Annotated in this window: 17 protein-coding genes; 10 read left to right on the forward strand and 7 right to left on the reverse strand. The window is 69.9% G+C overall.

What is annotated here, in order from left to right; translation table 11 throughout:
• Nucleotides 1–121: 121 nt before the first annotated feature.
• A complete protein-coding gene (locus HWX14_RS25940) occupies nucleotides 122–334 on the forward strand; it encodes a hypothetical protein (protein WP_175885199.1) in 213 nt (70 codons plus the stop codon).
• Between the two features lie 200 nt (nucleotides 335–534).
• Nucleotides 535–1,008: an NUDIX hydrolase gene (locus HWX14_RS25945; protein WP_175885200.1), complete on the forward strand. Its 474-nt coding sequence runs from the start codon at nucleotides 535–537 to the stop codon at nucleotides 1,006–1,008.
• Here the strand turns inward: HWX14_RS25945 and HWX14_RS25950 are convergent.
• The 5 genes from HWX14_RS25950 to HWX14_RS25970 all read right to left on the reverse strand — a co-directional run bounded on the left by HWX14_RS25950 (nucleotide 983) and on the right by HWX14_RS25970 (nucleotide 4,173).
• Nucleotides 983–1,465, reverse strand: coding sequence for a DUF1641 domain-containing protein (locus tag HWX14_RS25950; protein WP_175885201.1), 483 nt, complete (start codon nucleotides 1,463–1,465; stop codon nucleotides 983–985). The two genes, HWX14_RS25945 and HWX14_RS25950, sit on opposite strands and share 26 nt — an antisense overlap.
• 114 nt (nucleotides 1,466–1,579) lie before the next feature.
• Nucleotides 1,580–2,059 (reverse strand): BON domain-containing protein, encoded by a 480-nt coding sequence (locus HWX14_RS25955; protein ID WP_175885202.1) that lies wholly within the window; start codon nucleotides 2,057–2,059, stop codon nucleotides 1,580–1,582.
• 181 nt (nucleotides 2,060–2,240) lie between these two features.
• On the reverse strand, nucleotides 2,241–2,747 hold the full coding sequence (locus HWX14_RS25960; RefSeq protein WP_175885203.1) for a low affinity iron permease family protein: 507 nt from the start codon (nucleotides 2,745–2,747) through the stop codon (nucleotides 2,241–2,243).
• 162 nt (nucleotides 2,748–2,909) lie between these two features.
• Nucleotides 2,910–3,650, reverse strand: coding sequence for an FRG domain-containing protein (locus HWX14_RS25965; protein WP_175885204.1), 741 nt, complete (start codon nucleotides 3,648–3,650; stop codon nucleotides 2,910–2,912).
• Between the two features lie 139 nt (nucleotides 3,651–3,789).
• Nucleotides 3,790–4,173, reverse strand: a complete 384-nt coding sequence (locus tag HWX14_RS25970) for a DUF305 domain-containing protein (protein WP_175885205.1) — start codon at nucleotides 4,171–4,173, stop codon at nucleotides 3,790–3,792.
• A 169-nt stretch (nucleotides 4,174–4,342) separates the two neighbouring features.
• Between HWX14_RS25970 and HWX14_RS25975 the strand changes: the two genes are divergently transcribed.
• The 5 genes from HWX14_RS25975 (at nucleotide 4,343) to HWX14_RS25995 (ending at nucleotide 12,175) form a co-directional block, all read left to right on the forward strand.
• On the forward strand, nucleotides 4,343–6,181 hold the full coding sequence (locus HWX14_RS25975; RefSeq protein ID WP_175885206.1) for a thiamine pyrophosphate-requiring protein: 1,839 nt from the start codon (nucleotides 4,343–4,345) through the stop codon (nucleotides 6,179–6,181).
• Between the two features lie 298 nt (nucleotides 6,182–6,479).
• Nucleotides 6,480–7,541, forward strand: coding sequence for a cytochrome c oxidase subunit II (gene coxB, locus HWX14_RS25980; RefSeq protein ID WP_175885207.1), 1,062 nt, complete (start codon nucleotides 6,480–6,482; stop codon nucleotides 7,539–7,541).
• A gap of 13 nt (nucleotides 7,542–7,554) precedes the next feature.
• Complete coding sequence (ctaD, locus tag HWX14_RS25985; RefSeq protein ID WP_175885208.1) at nucleotides 7,555–10,194, forward strand: cytochrome c oxidase subunit I; 2,640 nt, start codon at nucleotides 7,555–7,557, stop codon at nucleotides 10,192–10,194.
• Nucleotides 10,191–10,592, forward strand: a complete 402-nt coding sequence (locus HWX14_RS25990) for a cytochrome C oxidase subunit I (protein WP_175885209.1) — start codon at nucleotides 10,191–10,193, stop codon at nucleotides 10,590–10,592. Before ctaD ends, HWX14_RS25990 begins: the two co-directional genes overlap by 4 nt.
• Nucleotides 10,583–12,175 (forward strand): cytochrome c, encoded by a 1,593-nt coding sequence (locus HWX14_RS25995; protein ID WP_175885210.1) that lies wholly within the window; start codon nucleotides 10,583–10,585, stop codon nucleotides 12,173–12,175. Before HWX14_RS25990 ends, HWX14_RS25995 begins: the two co-directional genes overlap by 10 nt.
• 78 nt (nucleotides 12,176–12,253) lie before the next feature.
• On the opposite strand, the gene HWX14_RS26000 is transcribed toward HWX14_RS25995, so the two are convergent.
• Nucleotides 12,254–12,619 carry an addiction module antidote protein gene (locus tag HWX14_RS26000; protein ID WP_175885211.1) on the reverse strand — a complete coding sequence of 122 codons (366 nt, stop codon included), beginning with the start codon at nucleotides 12,617–12,619 and terminating at the stop codon, nucleotides 12,254–12,256.
• A 45-nt stretch (nucleotides 12,620–12,664) separates the two neighbouring features.
• Nucleotides 12,665–14,125: an efflux transporter outer membrane subunit gene (locus HWX14_RS26005; protein WP_175885212.1), complete on the reverse strand. Its 1,461-nt coding sequence runs from the start codon at nucleotides 14,123–14,125 to the stop codon at nucleotides 12,665–12,667.
• A 77-nt stretch (nucleotides 14,126–14,202) separates the two neighbouring features.
• Here HWX14_RS26005 and HWX14_RS26010 point away from each other — a divergent pair, with 77 nt between their 5' ends.
• The 3 genes from HWX14_RS26010 to HWX14_RS26020 all read left to right on the forward strand — a co-directional run bounded on the left by HWX14_RS26010 (nucleotide 14,203) and on the right by HWX14_RS26020 (nucleotide 19,164).
• Nucleotides 14,203–14,820, forward strand: coding sequence for a TetR/AcrR family transcriptional regulator (locus HWX14_RS26010; RefSeq protein WP_175885213.1), 618 nt, complete (start codon nucleotides 14,203–14,205; stop codon nucleotides 14,818–14,820).
• A gap of 82 nt (nucleotides 14,821–14,902) precedes the next feature.
• Nucleotides 14,903–16,027, forward strand: a complete 1,125-nt coding sequence (locus HWX14_RS26015) for an efflux RND transporter periplasmic adaptor subunit (protein WP_175885214.1) — start codon at nucleotides 14,903–14,905, stop codon at nucleotides 16,025–16,027.
• A complete protein-coding gene (locus HWX14_RS26020; protein ID WP_175885215.1) occupies nucleotides 16,024–19,164 on the forward strand; it encodes an efflux RND transporter permease subunit in 3,141 nt (1,046 codons plus the stop codon). Before HWX14_RS26015 ends, HWX14_RS26020 begins: the two co-directional genes overlap by 4 nt.
• Nucleotides 19,165–19,190: the final 26 nt, after the last annotated feature.

The raw sequence follows: 19,190 nt of genomic DNA on the forward strand, positions 1-19,190 counted from the left end.
CGTGCCGACCTCAAGCGCGCGATCAAGCAAGCAGCGGGCCCGGCAACGGGCTTCGTTCGACCCCGGCACGCGCGATGCGCGACAGGTGCACTTCGACCGCTCCGACAGGACGCCGCGAACCATGACACGCTCGCCCCCCTCGCTCGACACCGACACACGCGACGAAGATCGCGGCGACAGCACGCCCGGCCCCGAAGGCAAGCGCCGCGGCACGGCCACGCCGCCGCCGCGCAGCGCGCGCGACCCCGCCGAAGGCAAGCCGGCCGAGCCGGAAGCCGAAACGCCGCCGCGTCGCGCGCCATTCGGCGAACAAGGCGAACACGGCGACGCGTGATCGCCGCGCGTCGTGCCGCCCCACCCAATCGAAGCGGCCGCGATGGACGGCGGCAGAAATGACAAGCCGTTGAAAAATCGCGGCCGGCGGCCGGCAAGCGGGCCCGAAACTGTTCACGCGCGGGCACGCGCGACGGGAAGCAGGCACGCACGTTGCGCCAGAAGCGCATGGATCTTTCAATCACCCGTCGCCTCCCCTGCATGACGCTACCCGATCCGTCCGATTTCCCTGTTCGCGCGGTGCCGCTCGCGCCGCTCGCAAAGGAACGCGCGACGATCGTCTGCCTTCGCAACCGGCGCGTGCTGCTGGTCGCCCGCGGACGGTCGTCGCGCTGGACGCTGCCGGGCGGCGTGATCCGGCGCGGCGAGTCGGCGCTCGACGCCGCGCATCGCGAGCTTCTGGAGGAAACGGGGCTCGCCGATCTCGAGCTCGCGTATTTCTTCTACGTGGACGGCAGCGTGAAACGCCACCACGTGTTCGTCGCGAGCCTGCCGCGCGGCGCGCACGCGTGCCCCGGCCGGGAAATCGCGCTGTGCCGCTGGGTCGGTATCGACGCTGTGCCGCACTGGCCGGCAAGCGCGCCGACGCAGCGGATCATCCGTCAGTTCGCGGGCCTGTGCGCCGCGAGCGACCTGCCACCGGGCGCGGTCACGCGTCTTTCGTCGTCTCGTTGAGCCCGGCGACCGGCGATTGCTGATCGCGCGCGAGCCCTTGTGCGAAGACTTTCAGCCCTTCGAGCAGCGGCGTCAGCGCATCCCACAGCGCCTCGTCGTGCAGCAGCCGGTAGACGCCGCGCACACCAGGCGCGACATGCTCGTGCTGCGCCGGCTGCCATGAGCCGACGTGATGCAGCGCGTCGGCCGCGGCGAACGCGGCGCGGCCGAACTGCTCCGGCGGAATGCGCGACAGCGCCGTCACGAGCACCGCGAGATTCTGCATGCCGCTCTGCATGCCCGGCTTGTCGAGCGCGTCGACGAACGTGTCGGCCAGCCGCGCGTTCGCGCTGACGACCTCGTTCGCGAAGCGCAGGAAGCCGTGCCGATGCAGGCTGCCGAGCAGGTGTTCGAGCGCGTCGTGCGCGCCGGGCTCCGGAGGCGGAGGCGTCGTATCGGGGGGCTGGCGTTCGGTCATGGGCTTGCTCCGGTTGAGGCGCCAGGCTGCCGGGGGTGCCGGCAGCCGTGCGTGCGCCGAATGCGTGTCGTACTCGTTCGCCGGCCCCCGTCGATGCGGGCAGCCGCGGCCGCGTCAGTGAGACTGACCTTCGGGCGGCGCCTTGTATTCGCTGCGCGCGCCCAGCGCGTCCTCGACGTGATGCACGCCATGCAGCGCGGCGACGCCGTCGATCAGCGCCTGCCGTTCGGCCTCCTCGACCTGTCCGGTCAGGCACACGTTGCCGTGCTCGACGCTCACGTCGATGTCGCGCGGGCGACCGACGAGCCGGCCGAGCGCCGCACGCACGCGCTCGGCAACCTGCACGTCGTCCGCATCGCCCGCGAGCCAGTCGGCCCGCAGGCCGGCGATCGCGCCGCGCGCATGATCGGCCGCGCGCTTCAACTGCGTATTCGCATAATCGGTCACGCCGTGCCGGCCCGCAACCGCCTTGTCGCGCAGATACGCGCGGCGACGCCGGCCGGACGACGGATCGAGGAAGTACATCGCGGCCGCTCCGCAGGCGACGGCCACCGCAAGATTCAGCAACGGATTCGAAGGGGTTCTGGAGTTCATGGAGTCACCGTCGGCAGTACCCGGAACGCCCGGGCTTCGTGTCGGTATGCAGCACGTGCCGTTCCCCGCTGCGAGCGTCGCGTTCAAGCGCTCGCGCGGCGATGCGGCGCCGGAAACGACAAGCGTTTGAAAAATCATCGGGCCGCGCCTCGCTCGATCGGAGGAGCGGAAGATCCGACGATCAGGATTCGGGCGGCGCGTCGGCCGTTTCCGCGCGCTTCCCGCCCGGCTCGTCGTCGCCGCGCTCGGCCGCGCGCTGCGCCATCTCGACGTAGGTCTGCGCCAACGCGCGCAATTCTTCCTCGGACGCATCCTCGATCCCGATCAGCCGGTCGCTCGCCGCGCGCGTGACCGCGAGCAGCTCGTCGAGCTTCAGGTGCAACGCCACGCTGTCGCGGTTCTGGTTGCGCTGCAGCAGGAACACCATCAGGAACGTGATGATCGTGGTGCCGGTGTTGATGACGAGCTGCCATGCGTCGGAGTAGTGAAACAGCGGCCCGCTCACGAGCCACAGCACGGTGATGGCGACCGCGCTGCCGAACGCGACCGGCGAGCCGGCCCAGGTGGTCACGCTCGACGCGAAACGTTCGAACGCGCGCGTGACCGCGTGCCCGGCCGGCCGGGGACCGGCGCCGGGCTCGCACGCGGTGTCGCGACGGCTGCTCGGTGGTTCGTTGGGTTCGCGCATGAAAGCCTCCGGATTCGATCGTTTGTTTGAATGCGCGCATGAACCGCGTCGCCGCCCGCCGCGAACCGGACGCAAGCAGGGCAGCTCGGGGCTCGGTCCCGCGTGCGCGCCGTCGCAACAAGCATCGCGCGTGCCCGCCCCGCAAGCCCGTGCGGCCGTGGTTTACCGCGGCGCGTGCGTGTCCTCGTCGTCCGGGAAATAGCGCGTGTCGGTCAGCTGCGCGATGCCGTCGAGATCCGGAAAGATCGTCGCGACGCTCACGCCGACACCGCCGAGTTCCTGCCGGATCGTCGCGAACCGCGCGCCCGGCACGACGATGCGCACCAGACGGCCGGCGAGGTCCGCGTGCTCGTCGAGCGGCACGAACCGCCCGGCGTCGGCGTCGTAACAGTGAATCGTGAACCAGCCGTCCTGCGCGGTGATCCTCGGCATCACGTGGCGCGGCCGGAACACCTTGGTGCGCGTGACCTGCAGCGGGGCGCGCCGTTCGGCGGCGGTCGCGATGTCGGCGGCGTCGTGCGACAGGCACCACACCACGCCGTCTCCGCCCGATTCGCCCGCGCGCCTCACCGCGAACCACAGCGCGGCCAGCGCGTTGCCGGACCAGTCGAGCAGGTGCGTACGCATCCCGTGCTGCTGCGCGAGCGCCAGCCAGTCGCATGCGTCGAGGGCCTGCCCGGGTTCGAGATGCGGCAGCGCGCGCCGCGTGAATTCGTCGAGCATCTGCGCTTCGACGTCGGGCGACGCGCGCTGCCGCGCGATGCCCGGCACGAGCGGCCAGCCGGCGTTGCACTGGCCGCGAAACAGCCGCAGCGCCATCGTCTGCCGCTGCGCGCCGATCACGGCCATGTAGTCGGCGACGCTGTCGATCGACCGGACTTCCGCCGCACGCTCACCGTCCATGCGTCGCGCCTCCTGCCGCGTCCGCCCGTGCTCGCGGCCATCGCATCGGCGCGTGTCCGCTATCGCCGCTGGCCGGATACGGAACCGCCGGTACGGCCGGCCGCGTATCGCCCTGCGTATTTCCGTCTCGCATCACGGGTCACGGCGCCTTGCCGTGCTCCTTCTGCCAGCGCTCCATCAGCGCGATCTCGTCGCGCTGCGCGGCGACGATCCGGCTCGCGAGCTGCCGCAGCGTCGGATCCTTGCCGTATTTCAGCTCGACCTGCGCCATGTCGATCGCGCCCTGGTGATGCGGCGCCATGTGCGCGACGAAATCGCGGTCGGCGTCGCCCGTGTACGGCGCGCTCTCCATCGCTTCCATCATCTTTCGGTCGGCGCGCTTGAACGCCTGCGTGGACGTATCGGGCACGCTGGCTGGATTGGGCGGGCGCAACTGCGCCGCCGCGGGCAGCGCCGCTCCGCACGCGGCCAGCAGCGCGCAGGCTGCACCGCGGCGTATGAACGAACGGTTGAATGCAGACATGTGACGATTCCTCGACAAGAAAGTGAACGATTCGCGTGCGGCATCCTCGCTCGTCAGCACACGTCGTATCGGCCGCAGGCGGGCAACCGCTGTGCCCGACGCACGCCGCGCGGCACGTGCCTTGCGCGGCCGCCCCGCATCGGCTCATCGCGGACCAAGGAGAAACAGCATGGCGACAGTGGCGGATTTCATCGTCGAGCGGCTGTACGACTGGGGCGTGCGCCGCATCTACGGCTACCCGGGCGACGGCATCAACGGCTTTTTCGGCGCGCTCAGCCGCGCGGACGGCAAGATCGAATTCATCCAGGCGCGCCACGAGGAGATGGCGGCCTTCATGGCGTCCGCGCATGCAAAATTTACAGGCGAGCTCGGCGTATGCGTCGCGACGTCCGGCCCCGGCGCCGCGCACCTCGTGACGGGCCTGTACGACGCGCGGCTCGACCACATGCCGGTGCTCGCGATCGTCGGCCAGCAGGCGCGCGCGGCGCTCGGCGGCCACTACCAGCAGGAAGTGGATCTTCCGGCGCTTTTCAAGGACGTTGCGGGCGCATTCGTCCAGCTTGCGACGGTGCCCGGCCAGGTGCGCCATCTGGTAGACCGCGCGGTGCGCACCGCGCTCGGCGCGCGCACGGTCACCGCGCTCGTGCTGCCGAACGACCTGCAGGAGCTCGACTACGCGCCGCCGAAGCGTGCGCACGGCACCGTGCATTCGGGCGTCGGCTACACCGCGCCGAAAGTCGTGCCCTATGCGGACGACCTGCGGCGCGCGGCCGACGTGCTCAATGCGGGCTCGAAAGTCGCGCTGCTGGTCGGCGCCGGCGCGCTGAAGGCGACCGACGAGGTCATCGCGGTGGCCGACCGGCTCGGCGCGGGCGCCGCGAAAGCGCTGCTCGGCAAGGCCGCGCTGCCGGACGACCTGCCGTGGGTCACCGGCTCGATCGGGCTGCTCGGCACCAAGCCGAGCTACGCGCTGATGACCGAATGCGACACGCTGCTGGTCGTCGGCTCCGGCTTTCCGTATTCGGAATTCCTGCCGAAGGAAGGCCAGGCGCGCGGCGTGCAGATCGACCTGAAGGCCGACATGCTGAGCCTGCGCTACCCGATGGAAGTCAACCTCGTCGGCGACAGCGCCGAGACGCTGCGCGCGCTGCTGCCGCTGCTGAACGAGCGTCGCGACACCGCATGGCGCGACCGGATCGCGAAATGGAACCATGACTGGCACGACACGCTCGCGGCCCGCGCGGCCGCGAAGGCGAGCGCCGGGCGCGGCGTGAATCCGCAGCGCGCGTTCACCGAGCTGTCGCCGCGCCTGCCCGACGACGTGATCCTGACGAGCGATTCGGGCTCCTGCGCGAACTGGTATGCGCGCGACCTGATGATGCGGCGCGGGATGATGGGGTCGCTGTCCGGCGGGCTCGCGTCGATGGGCGCGGCGGTGCCGTATGCGATCGCCGCGAAGTTCGCGCATCCGCGGCGCCCGGTGATCGCGATGGTCGGCGACGGCGCGATGCAGATGAACAACATGGCCGAGCTGATCACCGTCGCGAAATACTGGCGCCAGTGGCCCGACCCGCGCTGGATCTGCATGGTGCTGAACAACGAGGACCTGAACCAGGTCACGTGGGAACAGCGCGTGATGGAAGGCGACCCGAAGTTCGACGCGTCGCAGCAGATCCCGAACGTGCCGTACTACCGCTTCGCGACGCTGGTCGGCCTCAAGGGCATCTACGTCGACGATCCGGAGCAGCTCGGCGCCGCGTGGGACGAGGCGCTCGCGTCCGACCGGCCGGTCGTGCTCGAAGTGAAGAGCGACCCCGAGGTGCCGCCGCTGCCGCCGCACGTGACGCTGCAGCAGGCGAAGCATTTCGCCGAAACGCTGGTGAAAGGCGACCCGCGCGAGGGCAACGTGATCGTCGAGACCGCGCGGCAGGTGTTGTCGGCCGTGCTGCCGGGCGACCACGGCGACAAGGCCGGCAAGGGCAGCAAGGACGGGAAAGGCGAATCGTAAGGCCCCGGGACGGCGCGACGTTCGCGGTCGGTTCTGCCGTTTTGCGATGATGGCCGGCACGCCGCCGCTGCCGCTGTCGCGTCGCTCCGGAACTTGAGCAGCACAGCAAACTGGCTGCCGCCCGCCACACGCGCGCGTAAAAACGCGTCACTCAATTTACAAGGCGGCTGTAACGCACCGGCCGTCGTGCCCGCCATCCCGCCCCCGCACGGCTGCCTACCTGCGAGCCGCGCGCGCACGAAACTTGCTCTGCCGCGAACGGCCGTCGTCACGCCGCCGAATGCGGCAAGGAGTCGTGTTGCTCGTTCCGCTCTCCAGGAAAACACGTCGTATCGCATGCATCGCACCGTTCGCGTGGGCGGTCGCGCCGATCGTCGCGCGCGCGGCCGCCGAGCCTGCCGAGCCCGGCAATCCGGCCGCGCCGCTGCCGCTCGCGTACGTCGTCCACGCGGCCGGCCCCGCCGCGCAGCCGGTCTTCGTGCTCGGCTGGGCGCTGCTCGCGCTGTGCACGTTCGTCTGCGTCGCGATCGCGGCGCTGCTGCTGATCGCGCTGTTTCGTCGGCGCGCGCAGGCGGGCGGTGGCTACGGCAGCGGGCTGGCCATCGTGACCGTGGGCACCGCGATCTCGATCCTGCTGCTGTTCGGCGCGCTCGTGTACATGCTGCGCGTGCTGGGCGCGATCGCCGCGCCGCCGCGTCCGCCCGCGCTGACGATCACCGTGACCGCGCAGGACTGGTGGTGGGCCGTGCGTTATCCGGACGATGCGGACGGCCCGGGCTTCGTCACGGCGAACGAGATCCATATTCCGGTGGGCGAGCCCGTCGCGATCGAACTGAAGAGCGCCGACGTGATCCACGCGTTCTGGGTGCCGCAGCTCGCCGGCAAGACCCAGACGATTCCCGGCCAGACCAACCGCCAATGGCTGCAGGCCGACCGCCCGGGCATCTACCGCGGGCAGTGCTCGCAATACTGCGGCGCGCAGCATGCGCACATGGCGTTCGAAGTCGTGGCCGAGCCGCCGGCCGCATTTCGTGCGTGGCTCGCCGCGCAGCGACAACCGGCCCAGGCGCGCGCGGCAGGCGCCGGCGCCGAACGGCGCGGCCAGCGCGTGTTCGCCGCGCGCTGCGCGGGCTGCCACGCGGTGCGCGGCACCGACGCTACGGGCGACGCCGGCCCCGATCTCACGCACGTCGGCACGCGCCGGCTGCTCGCGGCCGGCACGCTCGACAACACGCCCGACGACCTGCGCCGCTGGATCGCGCATGCGCAGCAGATCAAGCCGCAATCGCTGATGCCGTCGATCGCGCTCGCGCCGCGCGATGCCGACGATCTCGCCGCGTATCTCGCGACGCTGCACTGAACCAAGGATGCCGATGGACATTGCCCGCGACACGCGCGCCCCGCTCACCCGCGTACCCGATCTCGGCGAAGCGCCGCCCGGCTCCGCGCACGAACGCGCGCTGGCTGAGCTGTGGGAATCGGAACCCGGCTGGCGCGGCTGGCTCGGCACCGTCGATCACAAGCGCATCGGGCTGCGCTACATCGTCACCGCGTTCGTGTTCCTGCTGCTCGGCGGCGTCGAGGCGCTCGTGATGCGCATCCAGCTCGCGCGGCCGAACGCGACGCTGCTCACGCCCGCGCAATACGATTCGCTGTTCACGATGCACGGCGTCACGATGATCTTCCTGTACGCGCTGCCGGTGCTGTCCGGCTTCGCGAACTACCTGTGGCCGCTGATGCTCGGCTCGCGCGACATGGCGTTCCCGCGGCTGAACGCGTTCTCGTACTGGGCGTTCCTGTTCGCCGGGCTGTTCCTGTACGCGAGCTTCCCGCTCGGCGCGGTGCCGGACGGCGGCTGGTTCAACTACGTGCCGCTCACGTCGCTCGACTACAGCGCCGGCGCGAACATCGACATCTACGCGCTCGGGATGATCCTGCTCGGCATCTCGACGACCGGCGGCGCCGCTAACTTCGTCGTCACGCTGCTGCGGATGCGCGCGCACGGGATGTCGATCGACCGGCTGCCGATCATCGTATGGGGCACGCTGACCGCGTCGGTCGCGAACCTGGTCGCGGTGCCGTCGGTGAGCCTTGCGTTCCTGCTGCTGTGGCTCGACCGCAATGCCGGCACGCACTTCTTCGACGTCGCGCACGGCGGCCGGCAGCTGTTGTGGCAGCACCTGTTCTGGATGTTCGCGCATCCGTGGGTGTACGTGGTCGTGCTGCCGGCGATGGGGATCGTGTCGGACGCGCTGCCGACCTTCTGCCGGCGGCCGCTCGTCGCGTACGAGGCGGTCGCGGTGTCGACGGTCGCGACGATGCTGATCGGCTTCGAGGTGTGGGTCCACCACATGTTCGCGACGGGCATCGCGCCGCTCGCGCTCGCGCTCTTCGGCGCCGCGAGCATGCTGATCTCGATCCCGAGCGCGGTCGCGGTGTTCGCGTGGATCGCGACGATCTGGACCGGCCGCCCCGTGTTCCGCACGCCGTTCCTGTATTTCGCGGGCTTCGTGCTGATGTTCGTCGTCGGCGGCGTGTCGGGCGTGATGACCGCGGCCGTGCCGCTCGACTGGCAGCTCACCGATACGTACTTCATCGTCGCGCACCTGCATTACGTGCTGCTCGGCATCAACGTGTTCCCGGTGCTCGGCGGCGTCGAGTACTGGTTCCCGAAGTTCACCGGGCGGATGATGAACGAGCGGTTCGGCAAGCTGACGTTCTGGGTCGTGCTGGTCGGCTTCAACCTCGGCTTCTTCCCGATGCACGTTTCCGGGCTGCTGGGGATGCCGCGCCGGATCTATACCTATCCATCGGGGATGGGCTGGGACACGTCGAACCTGCTGACGACGATCGGCTCGTTCGTGTTCGGGATCGGCATCGTGATGTTCGTCGTCAACGCACTGGTGAGCGCGCGGCGCGGCGTGCGTGCCGGCGAGAATCCGTGGGGTGCGGCCGGCCTCGAATGGTCGGTCGCGTCGCCGACGCCCGTGTACAACTTCGCGGTGCTGCCGCTCGTCGCGTCGCGGCATCCGCTGTGGGAAACGCGCGACGATCCGACCCGCACCAGCCTGCGGGTCGGCTACCGGCTCGCGGACGGGCGCGAGGCGCTCGCGGTCACGCCGCTCGCCGCGGCGCCGAGCGCGATCCTGAAGATGCCCGAAGACAGTTGCGTGCCGTTCGTGCTCGCGCTGCTCGCGACCGCCGTGTTCGCGGCAATGCTCGCGCGCTCGCCGACGCTCGTGTGCGTGGCCGTCGCCGGTTGCGCGATCGCCACCGCCGCGTGGCTGTGGCCGCGCCGCGCGCTCGGACAACGCGCGCGCGTGCCGGCCCGCGCCGACACGCAGGCGCCTGCCGCGGCCGCCGGGCGTCATCCGGACGAGCCGTCGTCGGCGACGGTCCCGGCCGGCGCGCCGGCCGCGTGTATCGAGCCGCTGCCGGTCGGCAGTTGTGGCGAACGCGCGGGCGGCTGGTGGGGTGTGCTGACGCTGATCGTGACCGAGGCCGGGCTGTTCGGCTATCTGCTGTTCTGCTATTTCTACCTGCAGTCGCAGTGGTCCGGACCGTGGCCCCCCGAAGGGATGCCGAAGATCGGGCTCGCGGCCATCAACACGGTCGTGCTGCTGTCGAGCAGCGTGTTCGTGTGGCTCGCGGAGCGCGCGGTGCGGGCCGACCGGCAGGCGCGTGCGGTCGCGATGCTCGTCGTCGCGCTGGTGCTCGGCACCGCGTTCGCGCTGGTCCAGTTGCACGAATGGCGCGACCATCCGTACGGCCCGACCGCGCACCTGTACGGCAGCCTCTACTTCACGATCACCGGGTTCCACCTCGCGCACGTCGTGGCCGGACTCGCGATCCTCGCGCTGCTCGCCGGGTGGACGGCCGCCGGTTTCTTCGGCCGCGAGCGACGCGTCGCGCTGACGGTCGGCGGGCTCTACTGGCACTTCGTCGACATCGTGTGGCTGTTCATCTTCACCGCGCTTTACGTATCGCCATTCTGGCTGAGGAGCACGGGATGAACGACGCCCGACGCGCGTGGACACCGCTGCTCGCGATCGCCGCCGGCCTCGTCGGCGCGCCCGCGCTGTGGTTCGCGCAGATGCTGGTGTCCGAAACGCTCGCGTCCACCGCGTGCTATCCGCTCGGCGTCGCGCAGGCCGCGCCGCGCTGGGCGCACGTCGGCGTGTGGCTCGCGCTGATCGCCGCGGGCGCGTTCGCGGCGGCGGCCGCCTGCGCGACGTGGCTCGCGCGCGCGTGGCGGCACCGGCACGATGCCGACGCGCCCGCCGCGACGCGCGACGACAGTACGCGCTTTCTCGCGCGCTGCGGCATGCTCGCCGCGCTCGGTTTCGTGATCGGTCTCGTGTTTACGGGGATCGTCACCGCTTTCGTGGGGCCTTGCAGCCCATGGCGCTGATCTCGTTCGCTTCGTTGCCGTTCCTGTTCCCCGTTCCGGGCCGCCGCGCGGGCGTCGTGTTCGCGGTATGCGTCGCGCTCTGCGGATGCGACGTGCAGCAGGACGACAACGCGGCCGCACCCGGCGGCGATGCGGCCGACGCCGCGTCGGCGGCGGAAGCGCCCGAGCCCGCGTCGGGCTGGCGGTTCGTGCGGATTCGCGCGTCGGCGGCCGATGCCGGTGCGTCGATGTCCGCGCGCGTGAAGGACGACCGTCGGCTGTCACGCGACCGGGATGCGTCGGTGGCGGATTCGACATCGTCGGCGGCGTCCACTGCGCCGCCCGATGCGGCTTCCGCCTCGACCGCCCGCCGCCCGGTGATCGCCGCGGCTGCCGCGAGCGCCGACGCCGCGACGCTCGCGCGCGGCCGCTATCTCGCGCTCGCCGGCGATTGCGCCGCGTGCCACGACGCGGCCGACCATACGCCGTACGCGGGCGGCCAGCCGGTGAATTCGCCGTTCGGGCCGATCTATGCACCGAACATCACGCCGGACCCGACGCACGGCATAGGCAACTACACGCTCCGGCAATTCGACGATGCCATGCGGCGCGGCGTGCGCGCGGACGGCAGCCGGCTGTATCCGGCCATGCCGTATCCGTCGTTCGCACACCTGACCGATGACGACGTGCGCGCGCTGTATGCGTACTTCATGCGCGGCGTCGCGCCGTCCGCGAACGCGGCGAAGCTCACGCAACTGCCGTTTCCGTTCAACCAGCGCTGGGCGCTCGCGCTGTGGAGCCTCGCGTTCGCGAACCGCGACCGCTTCACGCCGCGGCCGTCGCAATCGGCGCAATGGAATCGCGGCGCGTATCTCGTGCAGGGGCTCGGCCATTGCGGCGCATGCCATACGCCGCGCGGGCCGGCCTACAACGAACGCGGCTACGACGAGCGCAGCCCCGCGTTCCTGACCGGCGGCATCAACGATCACTGGTTCGCGCCGAACCTGACCGGCGCGGACCCGGACGGCCTCGGCCGCTGGTCGGCCGACGACGTCGCCGCGTTCCTGCGTAGCGGCCATGCGGCGCGCGGCGCGGTGTTCGGCGCGATGGCGCCGGTCGTCGGCGAAAGCACCGCGCTGCTGACGGACGCCGACCGCCAGGCGATCGCGGTGTACCTGAAGTCGTTGCCCGCGCAACCGACCGCCGCGACGAATCCGCTGGGCGTCGGCGTGCCGCGGCTGACGGCCGCCGGGCCGCGTCCGGAAGGCGGCCAGCAGGCGCCGGGGGCCGGCGTGTATGCGGGGTTTTGTGCGCGTTGCCATGGCGCGGACGGCACGGGCGTGCGCGATCGCGGGCCGGCGCTCGCGGGCAGTTCGATCGTGCTCGCGGCCGATCCGACGAGCACGATCCGGATCGTGGTCGAAGGCGCGCGCCCCGCACCGGGCAAGCCTGGGCCGGTACAACGGATGCCGGCGATGCGCGGCGCACTCACCAGCAGCGAGATCGCCGCGGTGGTCAGTTATGTGCGCGGTGCGTGGGGGAATCAGGCCGCGCCAGTGTCGGAGCGGGATGTGAGGCGGTTGCGGGGGGCGATCGAGCGGTAGCGGCGTGCTGCGCGGCGATCCCGAGCGAGTCGATACGGGCGGGCCCGGCGGGAAGTTTGCAGCCCGGCCCTGACGACATCATCCGTGGGCCGTCGCACGTGCATGCGAGCGGGCGCGCGAGGTCGATTCAGGCGCGGGCGCCGCTTCGGCGGTCTGCGTGGTCGGCGCAACGGTCAGATGTAATCCCAACGCGGCGACGACCTTCATGATCGTGGCAAACTCCGCGTTCCCGCCTTCCGACAACGCACGGTAGAGCGTTTCACGCTTCACACCGGACTCGCGCGCCAGCGCCGTCATGCCGCGCGCCTTCGCGACTTTCCCGAGCGCGACCTGGATGAGTCGAGGATCTCCATCTTCGAACGCCTGCGCCAGGTAGTGACGAATCGCTTCCTCGTCCTTCAGGTACTTCGAACCATCGAATTCGGCCAGTTCGCTGATTTTCATCTTCAAGCCTCCAGTTCGGCTGGCGATCAGGTTCCGATACTACCGCTACCGGCTCGCAACAGCCTGCGCTTCCGGCGCCTGCCATCCACCGCCGAGCGCCTTGAACGCCGCGACCGCCGCGCGCGCCGATTCGGTTCGCGCCTGCACGCGTTCGTCGGACGCGCGCAGCAGGCTTTCGTCGGCCTGCAGCACTTCGATCAGGCTGACGACCCCTTTCTGATAAGCCGCGAACGATGCAGTCCGCGCGCGGGCGAGCGAATTCACGCCGTCGCCGAGAATGGCTGCCTGCTCGTCACGCTTGACGAGCGCGGAGAATGCATTCTCGACGTCCTCGGTCGCGTGCAGCGCCGCGAGCCGATACGCGGCCAGCATTTCGGCATCCTGCCCTTTGGCCTGCGCGATCTGCGCATTGATCCGGCCGAAATCGAACAGCCGCCAGCGCAGCCCGAGCACGCCCGCCGCCTGGTTCGCGCCGCCGGCAAACAGGTTGCCCGCGCCCATCGTCGTCGCGCTGCCGATCAACCCGCTCAGCGAGAACTTCGGGTAATACTCGGCGATGGCCACGCCGATGCGCGCGTTCGACGCCGCCACGCGCCGCTCGGCGACGATCAGGTCCGGCCGGCGCCGCAGCAGTTCGCCGGGCGTGCCCGTCGCCGCGATCCGCGGCGCAACCGGCACGTCGCCGCCGGCGAGCAATTCCGCGCGATGCGTGCCGGGCTGCGCGCCGAGCATCACGTCGAGCGCATTCATCGCCGCGTCCAGCGCCGCTTCGAGCACCGGCACCATCGCGCGAACCTGCGCGAGCGCGCCTTCGGCCTGCCTCACCTGAAGCTCCGCCGCGAGGCCCTTTCCATAGAGCAGGTTGAGGGTCGACAGCAGATCCTGTTCGGTCTGTACCTGGCGCCGCGCGACGTCGAGGCGGCCCTGCAAGCCGCGAATCGTGATGTAGGTATCGGCGGTTTGCGCGGCGACGGCCAGCCGCGTCGCGACCGCCGCCGCTTCGGACGCCTGATAGTCGGCGAGCGCCGCTTCGCGGCCGCGGCGCAATCCGCCGAATACGTCCAGCTCCCAGCTCGCGTTGAGATCGACCTCGTAGTCGTTGCCATGACGGTCGAACCCGGGCGTCGCATTCAACACCTGCCCCAACGGCGTTTCGACCGACTGGTAGACGCGCGCGGCCTGCCCGCTCACATTGCCCGACGGCAGCAGCGCCGCAGTCGCCGCGCCGAGCCCCGCGCGCGCCTGCGCGACACGCGCCGCGGCCTGCTCGAGATCGAGGTTCTGCGCGAGCGCCAGCGTGATGTATCGCGTCAGTTGCGGATCGCCAAAGCCCGTCCACCACGTCGCGAGGTCGGCGTCGGCCGCCGCGTGGCGCTGGTCCACGGCACGCTGGCCCTGGAACTGCTGCGGCATCGTCACGTCCGGCCGCACATAGTCGGGACCGACGGCACACCCCGCCGACAAGATGGCGGCCAGCGCCGCGGCAACGATGGGTTTGGGTAGCATGAGGGCTTTAGCAAAAATCCGGTAGTGACTATAATACCAAATAGTCACTCGATGTCCATTCCTGTCAGCTGCAGCCCATGAAAAAAATCGACCCTTCCCCGGCGCCCGCGCGCGGCCCGGCCGACCACGACGTCCGCGACCAGATCGTGGCCGCCGCCACCGAGCACTTCAGCCGGTACGGCTATGAAAAGACGACCGTGTCGGACCTCGCGAAGGCGATCGGCTTCTCGAAGGCCTATATCTACAAGTTCTTCGAGTCGAAACAGGCGATCGGGGAGATGATCTGCGCGAACTGCCTGCGCGAGATCGAAACGGACGTGCGCGCGGCCGTGACCGCCGCCGAACTGCCCACCGAAAAGCTGCGGCGGATGTTCAGGGTCTCGACCGAGGCGAGCCTCCGGCTGTTCTTCCACGACCGCAAGCTGTACGACATTGCCGCTTCGGCCGCCACCGAAAACTGGCAGTCGGTGCAGGGCTACGAGGCGCGCGTGCAGACGCTGTTGCGGGACGTCCTCCAGGAAGGCCGGCAAAACGGCGAGTTCGAGCGCAAGACGCCGCTGGACGAAACCGCGACGGCGATCTACCTCGTGATGCGGCCGTACCTGAACCCGCTGCTGCTGCAGTACAACCTCGACACGACCGACGCCGCCCCCGCCCAACTGTCCAGCCTCGTCCTCCGAAGCCTCGCGCCGTGATGCGTCACCGTTTGTGACTGTTGACTATATTGGTCACTAGATACACAATGAAAGCCCCGCTCACTTCGTCACTGGGTCTTTCATGGTTCGGCGTCGCCTCGCTTTCTTCGCAGTCGCTTCCGCACTGCCCCTCGCGCTAGCCGCCTGCAGCGGAAAAGCGCCGTCCGATCCGCGCACGGAAGCGCCGCTCGTGCGTACCGCCGTCGTGCAGGCGGCCGTTCCCGCGTCCCGCTCGTTCAGCGGCACCGTCGCCGCGCGCGTGCAGAGCGATCTCGGCTTCCGGGTAGCCGGCAAGGTGCTGGAACGGCTCGTCGATACCGGGCAAGCCGTCAAGCGCGGCCAGCCGCTGATGCGGCTCGATCCGGTCGACCTGAAGCTCGCGGCGCGCGCCCGCGACGAGGCCGTCGCCGCCGCCCGGGCCCGCGCGCGGCAAACCGCCGAGGACGAAGCCCGTTACCGCGACCTGCGCGGCACCGGCGCGATATCGGCGTCGGCCTATGACCAGATCAAGGCAGCAGCCGATGCCGCGAAAGCGCAACTGAGCGCCGCCGAAGCCGACGCCGACGTCGCGCGCAACGCGACCGGCTATGCGCAACTCGTCGCGGACGGCGACGGCGTCGTGATGGAAACGCTCGCGGAGCCCGGTCAGGTCGTCAGCGCGGGACAGCCGGTGGTGCGGCTCGCGCACGCCGGTAGCCGCGAAGCCGTGATCCAGTTGCCCGAAACCCTGCGCCCGGCGGTCGGGTCGGTCGCGCAGGCCGGGCTGTTCGGCAAACCGGACGTCAGCGTCCCCGCGACGCTGCGCCAGCTTTCCGATACCGCGGACGCGAGAACGCGCACTTTCGAAGCACGCTACGTGCTGCAGGGCGCGCTGGCCGATGCCCCGCTGGGCGCGACCGTCACGATCCGCGTGCCGGACGACGCGCGCACGGCTTCGCAAGGCGGCATGCAGGTGCCGATCGGCGCGCTGCTGGACGCGGGCAAAGGGCCCGGCGTGTGGGTCGTCGCCGGTGAACCGGCCAAGGTGGCGTGGCGGCCGGTCAAGGTCGAGCATCTCGACGACGACAGCGCGCGCGTGTCCGGCGACGGCGGGCTCAGGCAAGGCGAGCGCGTCGTCGCGCTCGGCGCGCAGTTGCTGCACGAAGGCGAAGCGGTCCGCGTATCCGCGCCGGTCGCCACGGTCGCGAGCGAAGGAGCACGGCCGTGAGCGAACGCCGATTCAACCTGTCCGCGCTCGCCGTGCGCGAGCGCGCGATCACGCTGTTCCTGATCTGCCTGATTTCGCTGGCTGGCCTCGTGTCGTTCTTCAAGCTGGGCCGCGCGGAAGACCCGGCGTTCACGATCAAGGTGATGACGATCATCACCGCATGGCCGGGCGCCACCGCGCAGGAAATGCACGATCAGGTTGCCGAAAAGATCGAAAAGCGCATGCAGGAGCTGCGCTGGTACGACCGCACCGAAACCTACACGCGCCCGGGCCTCGCGATCACGACGCTGACGCTGCTCGACAGCACGCCGCCGTCGGAAGTGCAGGAGCAGTTCTACCAAGCGCGCAAGAAGATCGGCGACGAAGCGACCAACCTGCCGGCCGGCGTGATCGGCCCGATGGTCAACGACGAATACGCGGACGTCACGTTCGCGCTGTTCGCGCTGAAGGCCAAGGGCGAACCGCAGCGCCTGCTGGTGCGCGACGCCGAAGCGTTGCGCCAGCGGCTGCTGCACGTGGCGGGCGTGAAGAAGGTCGACATCATCGGCGAGCAGGCCGAGCGCATCTACGTGCAGTTGGCGCACGACCGGCTCGCGACGCTCGGCGTGAGCCCGCAGGACGTGTTCGCCGCGCTCAAAGGCCAGAACGTGCTGACGGCGGCCGGCTCCGTCGAGACGCGCGGGCCGGAGATCTTCATTCGCGTGGACGGCGCGTTCGACAAGCTGCAGAAGATCCGCGACACGCCGATCGTCTCGCAGGGCCGCACGCTGAAGCTGTCGGACATCGCGACCGTCGAGCGCGGTTACGAGGATCCGTCGACGTTCATGATCCGCAACAACGGCGAGCCTGCGCTGCTGCTCGGCATCGTGATGCGCGACGGCTGGAACGGGCTCGACCTCGGCCGCGCGCTGGACCATGAAGTCGGCGCGATCAATGCGGGGCTGCCGCTCGGCATGAGCCTGACCAAGGTCACCGATCAATCCGTGAACATCAGCTCGGCCGTCGACGAGTTCATGGTCAAGTTCTTCGCCGCGCTGCTCGTCGTCATGCTGGTGAGCTTCGTCAGCATGGGCTGGCGCGTGGGGCTCGTGGTCGCCGCGGCCGTGCCGCTGACGCTGGCCGTGGTGTTCGTCGTGATGGCCGCCACCGGCAAGAACTTCGACCGCATCACGCTCGGCTCGCTGATCCTCGCGCTCGGGCTGCTCGTCGACGACGCGATCATCGCGATCGAAATGATGGTCGTGAAGATGGAGGAAGGCTATGGGCGCGTGGCCGCGTCGGCCTACGCGTGGAGCCATACGGCCGCGCCGATGCTGGCCGGCACGCTGGTGACCGCAGTCGGCTTCATGCCGAACGGCTTCGCGCGCTCCACCGCCGGCGAATACACGAGCAACATGTTCTGGATCGTCGGGATCGCGTTGATTGCGTCGTGGGTCGTGGCGGTGGTGTTCACGCCGTACCTCGGCGTGAAGATGCTGCCCGAGTTCAGGAAGATCGAAGGCGGTCACGATGCGATCTACGACACGCCGCGCTACAACCGTTTCCGCCAGATGCTGACGCGCGTGATCGCGCGCAAATGGCTGGTTGCGGGGTCCGTCGTCGGCCTGTTCGTCCTCGCCATTCTCGGCATGGCGGTCGTCAAGAAGCAGTTCTTCCCGATCTCCGATCGCCCCGAGGTGCTCGTCGAGGTGCAGATGCCGTACGGCACGTCGATTTCGCAAACGAGCGCCGCCGCGTCGAAGGTCGAGGCGTGGCTCGCGAAGCAGAAGGAAGCGCGGATCGTCACCGCGTACGTCGGCCAGGGCGCGCCGCGCTTCTACCTGGCGATGGGCCCGGAGCTGCCCGATCCGTCGTTCGCGAAGATCGTGGTGCGCACCGACAGCCAGGACGAACGCGACGCGTTGAAGGCGCGCCTGCGCCGCGCCGTCGCCGACGGCCTCGCGCCCGAAGCGCGCGTGCGCGTCACGCAACTCGTGTTCGGCCCGTATTCGCCGTTCCCGGTCGCGTACCGGATCACCGGCCCCGATCCCGACACGCTGCGCGGTATCGCGTCCGACGTGGGGCACGTGATGAACGGCAGCCCGATGATGCGTACCGTCAATGCCGACTGGGGCACGCGCGCGCCGACGCTGCACTTCACGCTGCAGCAGGATCGCCTGCAGGCGGTCGGGTTGACGTCCAGCGCGGTCGCGCAGCAGTTGCAGTTCCTGCTGACCGGCGTGCCCGTCACCGCGGTGCGCGAGGACATCCGGACCGTGCAGGTGATCGCGCGTTCGGGCGGCGATGCGCGGCTCGACCCGGCGCGGCTCGACGACTTCACGCTCGCCGGCGCGAACGGGCAGCGCATTCCGCTGTCGCAGGTCGGCAAGGTCGACGTGCGGATGGAGGAACCGATCCTGCGCTGGCGCGATCGCGTGCCGACGATCACGGTGCGCGGCGACATCGCCGACGGCTTGCAGCCGCCCGACGTATCGGCTGCCATCACGAAGCAGCTTCAACCGATCATGGCCCGGTTGCCGAGCGGCTATCGGATCGACGAAGCCGGCTCCATCGAGGAATCGGGCAAGGCGACGACCGCGATGCTGCCGCTGTTCCCGATCATGCTCGCGATCACGCTCGTCATCATCATCTTCCAGGTGCGCTCGATCTCGGCGATGGTGATGGTGTTCATGACGAGCCCGCTCGGGCTGATCGGCGTGGTGCCGACGCTGATCCTGTTCCGGCAGCCGTTCGGCATCAACGCGCTGGTCGGCCTCATTGCGTTGTCGGGGATCCTGATGCGCAACACGCTGATCCTGATCGGGCAGATCCACCAGAACGAACAGGCCGGGCTGGATCCGTTCCATGCGGTCGTCGAGGCGACCGTACAGCGCGCGCGGCCGGTGATCCTCACCGCGATGGCGGCCGTGCTCGCGTTCATTCCGCTCACGCATTCGGTGTTCTGGGGCACGCTCGCGTACACGCTGATCGGTGGCACGTTCGCCGGGACGATCCTCACGCTGGTGTTCCTGCCGGCGATGTACGCGATCTGGTTCAGGATCGGGCCGGGCCGCACCGCCGGCTCGCATCGCGGCGAGCCCGAACCGGCGTCGCTGACCGACGCCACGCTTGCGGCCACGCTCGACGCGCGCAACTGACCCTTCCCCCATTCACCCTTTCGAAG

It is taken from the genome of Burkholderia sp. BCC0044, from assembly GCF_902832955.1.
Classification (GTDB): Bacteria; Pseudomonadota; Gammaproteobacteria; order Burkholderiales; family Burkholderiaceae; genus Burkholderia.